Genomic DNA, 12,292 nt, shown 5'->3' with positions numbered 1-12,292 from the left:
CGCTCCGGGTACCGTTTGTGCACCGCCTGCTTCGGCAGGTTTCGCCACCATTTTAGTTGTATGGCCTCACCCAAGACGCCCAAAACCACTCGCCCGGCTGCCGATACGGCCACCGACACGCTTGAGCCATCCGCTGACAATAGCAACGGAACGGGCGTGCATATCGATTCCACGCGCAAGCGTGGCAGCCTGCGGCAGCAGGATGCAACCACCGACTCCGACTACGTAAATGAGCAGCTGAACCGGGTGCTATACGCCTTGGATGCTTTTAAGAAAGGCGACGTGTCGGTGCGCCTGACCAAGCAGAACGACGACATCTTCGCCGAAATAGCTGAGGCCTACAACTCCATGGTGGAGATGATTGGGGGCGTGGGCGGCGAGGTGTCGCGCATTTCCAAGGTGGCGGGCGTGGAAGGCAACCTGAAAGCCCGCGCTTCGGCCGACAATGCCGCCGGCTTCTGGCGCGACATGATCAACAACATCAACGGCCTGGTAGACTCCATTGCCGTGCCGGTGTTGGAGGTGGGCAAGGTGCTCAAGAACATCAGCCGGGGCAATCTGGACGAGACCTTCCAGATTCCGGTGTCGGGCGACTTCAAGGTGATGGCCGAAACCATCAACAAGACCATCGACAACCTGAACCTGTTTGCCGGCGAGGTAACCCGCGTGGCGCAGGAAGTAGGCACCGAAGGCAAGCTGGGCGGCCAAGCTAGTGTACCCAACGTGGGCGGCATCTGGAAAGACCTCACCGACAACGTGAACTACATGGCCTCGAACCTGACCTCGCAGGTACGGGACATTGCCAACGTAGCCACGGCCGTAGCTCGCGGCGACCTGACGCAGAAAATCACCGTCGATGTAAAAGGCGAGCTGCTGCAACTCAAGCAGAACCTGAACCAGATGGTGGACTCGCTGAACACCTTCGCCGGTGAGGTAACCCGCGTGGCCCAGGAGGTAGGCACTGAGGGTAAGCTGGGCGGTCAGGCTAGTGTACCGAATGTGGGCGGCGTGTGGAAACAGCTGACCGACAACGTAAACACGATGGCCTCGAACCTGACCTTGCAGGTGCGCGACATTGCCAACGTAGCCACGGCCGTAGCCAAAGGCGACTTGACCCAGAAGATTACGGTAGACGTGAAGGGCGAGCTGCTGCAGCTGAAGCAGAACCTGAACCAGATGGTGGATTCGCTCAACCTGTTTGCTGGCGAGGTAACCCGTGTAGCGCAGGAGGTAGGCACCGAGGGTAAGCTGGGCGGTCAGGCCTCCGTGCCGAACGTGGCGGGAGTGTGGAAAGACCTGACGGACAACGTAAACTACATGGCCTCAAACCTGACTTCGCAGGTACGGGACATTGCCAACGTAGCCACGGCGGTTGCCAAGGGGGACTTGTCGCAGAAAATCACCGTCGATGTAAAAGGCGAGCTGCTGCAGTTGAAGCAGAACCTGAACCAGATGGTGGATTCGCTCAACCTGTTTGCCGGCGAGGTAACCCGCGTGGCCCTGGAAGTAGGTACTGAAGGAAAACTGGGTGGTCAGGCCTCCGTGCCGAACGTGGCGGGGGTGTGGAAAGACCTCACCGACAACGTAAACTACATGGCCTCGAACCTGACCAGTCAGGTGCGCGACATTGCCAACGTAGCTACCGCCGTAGCCCGCGGCGACCTAAGCCAGAAGATGACCGTGGATGTGAAAGGAGAAATCCTGGAGCTGAAGAACATCCTCAACCAGATGGTGGACTCGCTCAACATCTTCGGCGACGAAGTAACCCGCGTGGCCCGCGAAGTAGGCACCGAGGGCAAGCTCGGCGGCCAGGCCAACGTGCCCCGCGTGGGCGGTACCTGGAAGGAGCTGACCGATAACGTAAACACGATGGCCTCGAACCTGACTTTGCAGGTACGCGACATTGCCAACGTAGCCACGGCCGTAGCCAAAGGCGACCTGACCCAGAAGATGACCGTGGATGTGAAAGGCGAGATTCTCGACCTGAAAAACATCCTCAACCAGATGGTGGACTCGCTTAACATCTTTGCCGGCGAGGTAACCCGCGTGGCCCGCGAAGTGGGTACGGAAGGGATTCTGGGCGGCCAGGCCAACGTGCCAAGCGTATCCGGCACCTGGAAAGACCTCACCGACAACGTAAACACGATGGCCTCGAACCTGACCTCTCAGGTGCGGGACATTGCCAACGTGGCTACCGCCGTAGCCCGCGGCGACTTGAGCCAAAAAGTAACCGTGAACGTGCGCGGGGAGCTGCTCCAGCTCAAGGAAAACCTCAACCAGATGGTGGACTCGCTGAACACGTTCGGCGACGAGGTAACCCGCGTGGCCCGCGAAGTGGGCACCGAAGGCAAACTGGGCGGTCAGGCCGTAGTGCCCAATGTGCGCGGCACCTGGAAGGACCTCACCGACAACGTAAACACGATGGCCGCCTCGCTCACCAGCCAGGTGCGTGACATTGCCAACGTAACCACCGCCGTAGCCCGCGGCGACCTGAGCCAGAAAGTATCGGTGGATGTGCGGGGCGAACTGCTTGACCTCAAGGACAATATCAACCGCATGGTGGACTCCTTGAACATCTTCGCCGGCGAGGTAACCCGCGTGGCGCAAGAAGTAGGTACCGAAGGCCGCCTCGGCGGCCAGGCCAACGTGCCCAACGTGAGCGGCGTGTGGAAAGACCTGACCGACAACGTAAACACGATGGCGGCCAATCTAACCACCCAGGTGCGGGGCCTGGTAAAGGTAGTAACCGCCGTGTCGCAGGGCGACCTGACCCAGAAGCTGACCCTGGAAGCCAAAGGCGAAGTAGCCGACCTGGCCGAAACCATCAACCGCATGGTGGACGACCTGAACCGCCTGGCCGTGGAAGTAAGCCGCGTAGCCAAAGTGGCCGGGGTGGAAGGCAAGCTGACCGAACGAGCCACCGTGGGCGGCGTGTCGGGCTCTTGGAAAGAGCTGGTAGACACGCTCAACGACCTGATTGAATCCATTGCCTCGCCGGTGCTGGAAGTGTCGCGCGTGGTGCGCGCCATTTCCGAAGGCGACCTGACTCAGCAAGTCGAAATTCAGACCACGGGCGACATTCTGGCCATGTCTAACGCCTTGAACTTGGCCGTGGACAACCTCAACGAGCTGCTCGGCGAAATCAACGAGTCGTCGCAGATCGTAGGGGAGTCGTCGGAAGACATGGCGGCGAAAGGGCAGGAGATGAGCCGCGTGACGGTAGACGTGGCCCTGGCCATGCAGCAAATGGCCGAAGGCGCGCAGAACCAGGCTCTCAAAACCGACCAGGCCTTTAAGCTGATCGAGGAAATTATGCAGGCCACCAAAGAAACCGCCGGCAAGGCCGACGTGGTGAACAAGGCGGCCATCCTGGGTGAGCAAACCTCGCAGCTGGGCCTGAAGACAGTGGCCGAGGTGGTGAAAAACATGGAGGAAATCAGCAGCGCCGCCGCCCAAACCTCCAAAACCATCGAAGTACTGAGTACCCGGTCGGGCGAAATCAGCAAGTCGCTGGGCGTTATCACCGACATTGCCTCGCAAACCAACCTGCTGGCCCTGAACGCCGCCATCGAGGCGGCCCGGGCCGGGGAAGCGGGCCGCGGCTTCGCGGTGGTAGCTGAGGAAATCCGCAAGCTGGCCGAGGGCTCCCGCAAGTCGGCCAACGAAATTGCCACGCTGGTAGAAGACGTGCGGAAGGACACCACGTCGGCCGCTACGGCTATCAGCACCATGGAAGGCCGCGTATTGAAAGGAAAGAATGCCACCTTCGAGGCCAGCTCGGCCTTTAAAAACATTGCCACTTCCTCGGGCGAAACCCTGCGCACCTCCCGCGACATTCTCACGGCCACTGAAGTGCAGAAAACGTCGATTGGCGACGTGGTGAAGTACGTGGAAGAAGTGGTAGCCATTGCCGAGCAGACGGCCTCGGGCACCCAGCAGGTAGCCAGCACGGCCAAGCAGCTCTCCACGAGTATGCAGGAGCTGACCACCAGCAGCCAGAAGCTGACCGACATTGCCGACGACCTCCAGCTGGGCCTCTCGGCCTTCCAGCTGATGGAAGACCTGGAGCCGGAGCCCGAGCCCGAGCCGCCGGTGCGCCGGGGACTGCGGCAGCTGGCGCACCGCACCCGCTCCAACGGCACGGCCGCTGAGCCCGCCCGAGTGGCCGCCCGCGCCAGCCGGGCCACCGAGCTGGCCCCAGCGGCCCCGGCCACTCCCGAGCGGCCCGCCCGGCGGCGCCCGGCGGCAGTAGCAGCTACTCCGCCGCCCGCTGCGGCATCCGAGCCCCGCAAGGCCCGTCCCCGCCGCGCCGCGGCCACGGCTTCCGCGCCCGAATCAGAAGCGGTGGCCTCGGACGGCCAGGCGGAAGCTAAGCCTGCCAAGAGCCGGCGCGCCGCGGGCAAAAGCAAAGCCACGAAGTAACCAGAATGTATGAACGAGTACCTGGGTTGTTTGCCACCAGCAAACGGCCTGGGTAAACTCACCCATTGGGCATGGCCGAACCAGAAGCAACCGCCGACAAAAAAACCACCAAGCAAGACCCCATCATTCAGCTGATTGTGTTTCGGCTGGGCGAAGAGGAATACGGCATCCGGATTGAGCAGGTCAAGGAGGTAACCATTACCCCGGAAATTGCCCGCATGCCCAAAACACCGCGTTTCGTGAAGGGCATTGCCAACCTGCGCGGCGACATTATTGCCATTATTGATTTGGAGGAGCGGTTTAGCTTGCGGCCCGCCGGCCAGGAGCTGCCGGCCACCACCTACACACTGGCCATTGAAGCCAAGGACTACACCATTGGCATTATGGTGCGGGAAGTACCGCAGCCCTTGTCTATTCCGCTGTCCGTCATCGAGAATGCGCCCGAGTTTATTCAGGACATCAACATTCACGATAAGTACATTGAAGGCATTGCCAAGGTAGACGGCCGCATCATCGTGGTGCTCGACATGCTCAAGCTGCTCACACCGTCCGAAATCATGCAGCTACAGTCCAAATCAGAATCTTCTGCTGCACCTGGCCGTACAAAAGCGTAGCTCAGCGCCACTGCTGAGCTTTCAGTTTTCCCGTAGTTTCATCCTGCTCCCATGAAAAACCGCATTCTTATCGTCGATGACTCTTTTTACATGCGCACCATGCTCAAAAACATGCTCACCGATGCGGGGTATGAGGTAGTGGGGGAAGCCGCTAACGGTCAGCAGGCCGTGGAAATGGCAGTTCAGACTACCCCCGACCTGATTACGCTGGATGTAATTCTGCCCGACAACACCGGCCTGGACGTGCTTAAGGAAATCCGCAAAGAGCAGCCCGACGTGAAAGTGGTAATGTGCTCGGCAGTAGGGCAAGAAGTTATTGTAAATGAAGCCTTGGAAAGCGGGGCCTCGGCTTACATCGTGAAGCCTTTCTCGGAAGAAAAAGTACTGGAAATAGTGGGCAGTGCCCTGCAAGAAGGCGCCTCCGACGCCGCCCAGGCCTAACCTTTCTCCCTGGCTTCACTGGTCTTCGACTCCGAAGCGGCTGGTTTTCTCCGCGTTTTTACTTTCCGTGTCTTTTCCTCCCGTTCCCTTTCCGGTCTTGCTTGGCAGTTTTCCCGCCCCCCTGCGGCAGGAACTGACGCGCCTGCTCAACTCGGAGCCCACGTTGTGGGTGGTAGGCGCCGCCGCTACGCCCGACGAGCTGCCCGCGCTGGCGCAGCGGCTCCGGCCCGGAATGGTGATTGTGCCTGAAAGCCAGCTGTTGCTGCTGCCCGAGCTGCGCCGCCGGTGCCCGGTGCCCGTGCTGGTGTACCGCAGCAGCCCGATTCCGGCTGGCGTGCCGTGGGAGGCTTTCGGCCTGGGCGTGTCCGATTACCTGCCCCCGCGGCCCGCAGCCCCGGCAGCCCTGGCCGAGTGGCACCGGGACGTAAAGCGCAAAGTGCAGGCCGCCCGCCCGGCCAGTCGGCCAGATGCCGCCGCTTTACGCCACCCGGCCGTGCCCCTGTCGCCGCCGGGCCTGGTAGTAGTTGGCGGCTCTACCGGGGGTGCCCCGGCCGTAGAAGTCGTGCTGCGCCAGCTGCCCCTCGATTTTCCCTGGGCCATTTTGGTAGCCGTGCACCTACCGGCTCAATTCACCGCCACCCTAGTGGAGCGCCTGCGCCGGGCCACTAGCTTAACGGTAGAGGCAGCAGCCAGCGGCACCCGCCTGCAAGCTGGCCGCGTGCTCGTAGCTCCCGGCGGCTGTAACCTGGTAGTGCAGCCCACGCGCAACAGTCCCTGGCCGGGCTGGCAGACGGAGGTGTTGGGCGAAACCAGCCTGGACGTGCCGTCGGTGGACATGCTAATGGCCTCAGCAGCTCGCGCGGCCGGTCGGCAGGTGTTGGGCGTGGTGCTCACTGGCCTGGGTACCGATGGCACCCAGGGCGCGCAAGCCATCCGGCAGCAGGGCGGCACCGTGGTAGCGCAGGATGAGGCTACCAGCCAGGTGTTTGGCATGCCCAAGGCCGTTATTCAGGCCGGACACGCCAGCGTGGTGCTGCCGTTGCCGGCCATTGCCGGCTACGTCGTGCAGCACACCCGGTCGTTGGCCCCAAGCCGCGCGGCGCGTACTTCCTCGTTTCAACCGGCTGCTACACGATGAAGTCCCGGGAGCAGGAATACCGCGAAATATTCATGGCCGAGGCGCTCGAGTACTACGACGCCATGAGCCGCCACATCAGTGAGCTGGAACGCAACCCCGCCGACGAGGCGGCCCTGAACGAGCTGTTCCGGCTCATGCACAACCTGAAATCCAACGCCCGGGCCATGGGCTACAACGCCATTGGCGAAGTAGCCCACCACATGGAAACCATTTTCGGGCTGATTCGCAGTAAGGAAAGGTCGTTTACGGGCTCCATTGTACCGGTGCTGTTTAAGGGCATCGACACGATTGGAGAGATGATCCGGGCCGTGGGCGAAGCCGCCGACCTGCCCGACGTGGCCGGGCTCCTGGACAACCTCGACCGGCTGGTGCGTGGCGAGGAGCCGGTACTGGAAGACGAGCAAGCGGACGACGAGGAAGACAACAGCCGCCGCCTGGAGCTGTCGGACCTGGTGTACATCCAGATCAAGAAGCTCGACCACCTGCTTAATCTGGTGGGGGAGTTGATTATCGACCGGGACCGGGTGCTCACACTCAGCCAGGAGCTGGGCGTGCCGGCCTTGCAGGCTGCCGCGTCCCACCTCTCGCGCATCGCCGACGAGCTGCAGTACAGCGTGATGGATGCCCGCCTGGTAGGCGTGGGGTCCTTGTTCAATAAGTTTCCGCGGGTGGTGCGCGACGTGGCGGCGGCCGAAAAAAAGGAAGTCAACCTGACCATCGTCGGGGAAGACATCCAGATTGACCGCAACATCCTGCAAATTATTGCCGATTCGCTGCTGCACTTGGTGCGCAACGCCATCGGGCACGGCCTCGAAACACCCGCCGAGCGCCAGGCTGCCGGCAAGCCCGCCCAGGGCCAGCTCACGTTGTCGGCCCAGGCCGAGCGCGACGACGTGCTGATTCAGGTGCGCGACGACGGGCGCGGCATCAACGTGGAGAGCGTGCGGCGCAAAGCCGTGGAGCGGGGCCTGGTGCCAGCCCAGGTAGCCACCGGCCTCGACGACGATGCGGTACGGGCTTTCCTGTTTGAGCCAGGCTTTTCGATGGCTCAGGAAGTCACCGAAATTTCGGGCCGCGGCGTGGGGCTCGACGTAGTGAAGCTGGCCATCGACTCGCTGGGCGGGCAGCTGCGCGTGGAGTCGGTGCTGGGCCAGGGTACCACGTTTACGCTCGTGTTGCCCACGTCCATTGCCGTCAAGGGCGCCCTGCTGTTTCAGCTCGACCAGCGCAACTATGCCTTGCCCCTCATGCACACCGACTCGGTGGTGTCGCTGAAGCCGGAGCGGTTCAACGTGGTAGGAGGCCTGCTCATGACCCGCGTACAGGAGGAAAACGTGCCGGTGGTGTCGTTGCGGCAGCTGCTGCACAACGACGACGGCTCCCTGCCCGCCGCTACCAAAGCCGACCTGGTAGGCCGCCAGGATATTATCATCGTCAACTACAACAACCGTAAGCTGGGTCTTATCGTTGACCGGTTTCTGCGCCAGCAGGACATTGTGGTCAAGCCCATGAGCAAGCCCCTGGACGTCATCGATTTATTTGGTGGGGTCACGCTGCTGGGCAGTGGCCAGGTGTGCCTGGTGCTGGATGTGCCGGCCCTAACTCGTCTGTTTCTAGCCAAACGACCGTAATTCACGTAATGCAAGTTTCCGGTGGCTGGCCCCGGCCCGTTGCCTTTTTTAACTGACTCCTATGGATTTGCACATGACGGAACTGGAGCGGGATATTATCCGTGAAATTTTGAATATCGGCTTGGCGCGCGCAGCCGACTCATTCGCGGTTATCGCCCAGGAGAAGGTAATGCTGGAAGTGCCTAATCTGGACCTGGTATCGGGAGACAATATTCTGGCGCGGGTACGCAAGCTGCAAGACCAGCACGTCATCATCCAGTCTGATATCAAAGGCGAGTTCAACGGTACCACCCTCATGTTCTTCTCCGGCCAGCACGTGCAGCGCCTCTCGCGCGTGTGTCTGCGCATGAATACCTCCGACTCCCTCGACATTGATTCCATGCAGGAGTCGCTGCTGCTGGAAATCAGCAATATCATCACCGGCGCACTGGTCACGCAGCTAGCCAATATTCTCAAAGCCAGCATCTACGGCGCCCCGCCCACGCACCCGCACGGCGACATGGCGGGTGCCCTGCAAAATCTGATGCTGCACCGGCCCATGGTGCAGCCGCTTATCTTCTCCGTCATTACCCAGTTTTCCGACAAAGACAATTCGGTGGAGCTTCCCCTGATGCTGTTTTTCGACCGGGATACCTTCGGAAAGATTCTGGATATTATCCGAACCTACGACGTAATGGGTGGCCAGCAGGCCGGGGTGTAACATGCAGCTCCGAAAGGGCCGGGGCCAGAAAGCGGCCTCCGTTGTCGGGCGCAAAGCCAGCCGCTTTGCTTCGGCCAGCGGGGGCCGCTGCCATTCCGGGCTTTTGCCCCTTCATGCTCAGCCTGCGCCCGCCTTTTGCTGGCGTCAGCTTCTCACTTCTAACCTCTCACTTCTACCCAATGGCTTCGCTTTCCCTCGACCAAAAGCTGGCTCAGTTTGACCCTAATGCCCTCGGCGACACTTCCGGCGGCCTGTACGGCCTGCCTTTCACGCCCGCCGAAGCGCAGGTGGTGGTGGTGCCCGTGCCCTGGGAAGTTACCGTATCCTACCGCTCGGGCACGGCCGAAGCTCCCGAAATCATTCGGGAAGCTTCCCTGCAAGTAGACCTCTACGACGCCGACTTGCCCGATGCCTGGCGCATGGGCCTGGCCATGGAGGATATCGACGAAACCATTGCCGCCGAAAGCCGCGAGCTGCGCCCCCAGGCCGAGCAGTATATTGGCTGGCTGGTGGATGGCTCCCCGGCCGAGGCCGCTGGCGCACACACCCAGGTGCCGACCCGTATCAACCAGCGCGGCCAGGCCCTGCTGGAGTGGCTGAAAGCCAAAACCGGCGCCCTGCTCGATGCCGGCAAGGGTGTAGTGGTGCTGGGCGGCGACCATAGCACGCCGCTGGGCTACCTGCACGCCCTGGCCGAGCGCCACGAGGAGTTCGGCATCCTGCAGATTGACGCCCATTGCGACCTGCGCCCCGCCTACGAGGGCTTCGAGTTTTCGCACGCCTCCATCATGTACAATGCCCTCAAGCTGCCCCAGGTGAAGAAGCTGGTGCAGGTGGGCATCCGGGACTACTGCCAGCAGGAAGCCGAGCTGATTGAGCAGAGCAACGGCCGCGTGGCCTTGTTTGCCGACCGGTTTCTGCAGGCCGAGATGCTGGGTGGCAAGTCCTGGAAAAAGGAGTGCAAGAAAATCATTGCCCAGCTGCCCCAGAAGGTGTATCTGAGCTTTGACATTGATGGGCTCGACCCCAAGCTATGCCCCGGCACCGGCACGCCCGTGCCCGGCGGCCTGGAGTTTGAGCAGGCCCTGTACCTGTTGCGCCTGGTAGTGCGCTCGGGCCGCACTATCATCGGCTGCGACCTGAACGAAGTGGCCCCCGGCGACACCGAGTGGAATGCCATTGTGGGCGCCCGCCTGCTCTACCACATGGCCAACTGGATGGGCGTGTCGCAGGGCCGCTTGGCGGCTCGCGACGCGGAGTAGAGAGTGGGAGAGAGGCCAACGCGCCCGGCAGTTTTGCGTATCGTTGCCCAGGTCCAGTTTGGGCCGCATTCTCTCCCTCACTTCAACCCTACACTGCTCATGGGCTTCATTCTTAAATTTCTGCTCTCGGCCATCATCACCTACGTGCTGGCCCGGTTCCTACCCGGCGCCCACATCGGCGGCTTCGGCGACGCCATCATCTTGGTTATCGTGCTAGCCGTTCTCAACGCCGTAGTCAAGCCTATTCTCAAAATTATCGGCCTGCCGATTACCATTCTCACCCTGGGCTTGTTCCTGCTAGTTATCAACGCGCTTATCGTGATGCTGGCCAGCTACATGCTGGATGGATTTGAGGTGGATGGCTTTGTGGCGGCGCTGATTTTCAGCGTCGTGCTGTCCTTAGTTACTTCGATTATTGACCTGATTGTGGATTAACGTCATTGCCATCCAACTACAAAAGCGCCTGCTGTATCAGCAGGCGCTTTTGTTTTGACCAGCCTGTAGAGACGCGTAATGTCTCTATAGGCTGCTAAACGCACGCTGCGTGTTCCGCGTAGCAGCTACGTTAAGCACTCATCTAGCAATCATGCCCCAGCCCTTACCCGAAGCCATGCGTACTGCATTGGCTTCTTCGCAAGCTCCGGAAGAAAAGCTAACCGAAGCCCTGCGCCTAACCGGCGAGTACCTGCACGCCGACCGGTGCTTCCTGTACGTACGCAACCCCGCCGCGGGCCGGGGCCGCATTGCTCTCTGCTGGCGCAAAGACGACTCCGTACCCAACCCCATCCACGACTGGCAGAACGATACCGGCGACTTACCAAAGGAGGACCCGCTGTTTCGGGCGGCGCTGGCAGCCCGGCCCTCCGTGTTTGTAGACGACGTAGAAACTGCCGGCCCTGAGGTGCTGAACCGGGACTTCGAGCACCGCACCTTCGGCCACCGGGCCCTCATCCACGCTCACATCACCGACGAGCGGCAGCAACTCTGGGGCATTCTGCAGCCCTGCCTGTTCGGCCAACCTCGCTACTGGACAGATGCGGAGAAAGAAGCGGTAGAAGCGGTTTTGCCACTGCTGCTACCGGTGGTGCAGGCGTACATGCGGGGAGTGGATGTCAGCTAATTTCAAAGCTGACTGAAGCCTTCGGGTGTTGATGGCTCTGTGGTGGCAGAACGGGTGGCGAGCTTACGCAAGATGCCCCACGCAATAAGCCCCAGCAGCAATGGCCACAGGTAAGCTGCCCCAATGAGCAGCCAGGTCACCAGGCGCCACCCAAATCGTAGGCCCGCGTGTAGTTCGGGGGCGAGGGCCGGCACGGGGTTAGCTTCTGCGGCCGGTCGAGGTTGAAAATACGTGAGGTGCAGCGTAGCCAGGGTGGCTTGCTCGGTGAGCAGCTGGGCAGTGGCACGGGCTGCAGCCGCCACCGCAGTATCGGCGGCACTGGCAGGAGAAGCAGCTGCCTTAGCCTGGGCTAGCTCGGCGGCAATATCGCGCGAGGTCAGGTCCTTGCTGTGCACGATGCCCAGGCGAGTTAAGTCGGCAGTGAGAGCCAGGAAGCTGGCGGATGGCACCCGAATTGTCAGCGCCTGCTGGTGACGGTCGAGGCCCGTGGTTTCGTGCGCTTCAGTAAGGTAGGCCCCGCGCCGGCCAAGCAAGGTGTCGAGCCGGGCCGAGGCGGCTGCAAAGTCGGCCACCTCCAGCTCCATCGAGCCTTGGTAGATAACCGGGTGCCCGGCGACGCGCCATAGGCGGGCCAAGGGTATCTCAGCCGCTAAGTCGGTGGAGGGAGCGGGTTGGGAAGCTTCGGCAGCGGCCATTTCTTTTTGCGTTGCTTGGGCACAGCCAAGCAACATCAGCCCCGCCAGCGGGAGCAGACGCACGTACTTTTTCATCAGGATAGAAGGGAAAAGAAGATGAAAAAAGCTGCGCAGCTTCTGGCGGTTTATACTGCCCCGTCCAGGAACGTAACCCGTTCACCAGCTTACTTCGATTACCACAGGTCTGTAAGAACATGTTCGTTGACACCTCACAAAACAAACCGCCCGACCTTTACGCAAGATCGGGCGGCAATGCGGTGCGGTGAGTC

The 12,292-nt window shown here is 61.4% G+C and carries 10 protein-coding genes; 9 read left to right on the top strand and 1 reads right to left on the bottom strand.

Going from position 1 to position 12,292, the window contains the following annotated elements:
• Window positions 1–60 precede the first annotated feature (60 nt).
• The 9 genes from OIS53_RS06230 (at window position 61) to OIS53_RS06190 (ending at window position 11,328) form a co-directional block, all read left to right on the top strand.
• Complete coding sequence (locus OIS53_RS06230; protein WP_264681539.1) at window positions 61–4,422, top strand: methyl-accepting chemotaxis protein; 4,362 nt, start codon at window positions 61–63, stop codon at window positions 4,420–4,422.
• Window positions 4,423–4,493: 71 nt separating this feature from the next.
• On the top strand, window positions 4,494–5,036 hold the full coding sequence (locus OIS53_RS06225; protein ID WP_264681538.1) for a chemotaxis protein CheW: 543 nt from the start codon (window positions 4,494–4,496) through the stop codon (window positions 5,034–5,036).
• 51 nt (window positions 5,037–5,087) lie between these two features.
• Window positions 5,088–5,477, top strand: coding sequence for a response regulator (locus tag OIS53_RS06220; RefSeq protein ID WP_264681537.1), 390 nt, complete (start codon window positions 5,088–5,090; stop codon window positions 5,475–5,477).
• A 97-nt stretch (window positions 5,478–5,574) separates the two neighbouring features.
• On the top strand, window positions 5,575–6,615 hold the full coding sequence (locus OIS53_RS06215) for a CheB methylesterase domain-containing protein (protein WP_264681536.1): 1,041 nt from the start codon (window positions 5,575–5,577) through the stop codon (window positions 6,613–6,615).
• Complete coding sequence (locus OIS53_RS06210; protein WP_264681534.1) at window positions 6,612–8,246, top strand: chemotaxis protein CheA; 1,635 nt, start codon at window positions 6,612–6,614, stop codon at window positions 8,244–8,246. The genes OIS53_RS06215 and OIS53_RS06210 overlap by 4 nt, the downstream gene beginning before the upstream one ends.
• Before the next feature lie 61 nt (window positions 8,247–8,307).
• Window positions 8,308–8,946: a chemotaxis protein CheC gene (locus OIS53_RS06205; protein WP_264681533.1), complete on the top strand. Its 639-nt coding sequence runs from the start codon at window positions 8,308–8,310 to the stop codon at window positions 8,944–8,946.
• A gap of 179 nt (window positions 8,947–9,125) precedes the next feature.
• The gene (locus OIS53_RS06200) at window positions 9,126–10,208 is read left to right on the top strand and encodes an agmatinase family protein (RefSeq protein ID WP_264681532.1); all 1,083 of its coding nucleotides are present in this window, start codon (window positions 9,126–9,128) and stop codon (window positions 10,206–10,208) included.
• 99 nt (window positions 10,209–10,307) lie between these two features.
• A complete protein-coding gene (locus tag OIS53_RS06195) occupies window positions 10,308–10,643 on the top strand; it encodes a phage holin family protein (protein WP_264681531.1) in 336 nt (111 codons plus the stop codon).
• 151 nt (window positions 10,644–10,794) lie between these two features.
• Entirely contained in the window at window positions 10,795–11,328 is a 534-nt protein-coding gene (locus OIS53_RS06190) for a GAF domain-containing protein (protein WP_264681530.1), read from the top strand.
• 2 nt (window positions 11,329–11,330) lie between these two features.
• On the opposite strand, the gene OIS53_RS06185 is transcribed toward OIS53_RS06190, so the two are convergent.
• The gene (locus OIS53_RS06185) at window positions 11,331–12,098 is read right to left on the bottom strand and encodes a DUF4349 domain-containing protein (protein ID WP_264681529.1); all 768 of its coding nucleotides are present in this window, start codon (window positions 12,096–12,098) and stop codon (window positions 11,331–11,333) included.
• Window positions 12,099–12,292: the final 194 nt, after the last annotated feature.

Source organism: Hymenobacter sp. YIM 151500-1 (assembly GCF_025979885.1).
Taxonomy (GTDB): domain Bacteria; phylum Bacteroidota; class Bacteroidia; order Cytophagales; family Hymenobacteraceae; genus Hymenobacter.
Note: the sequence above shows the minus strand (reverse complement) of the source record. Positions and strands in the feature narration are given on the sequence as shown.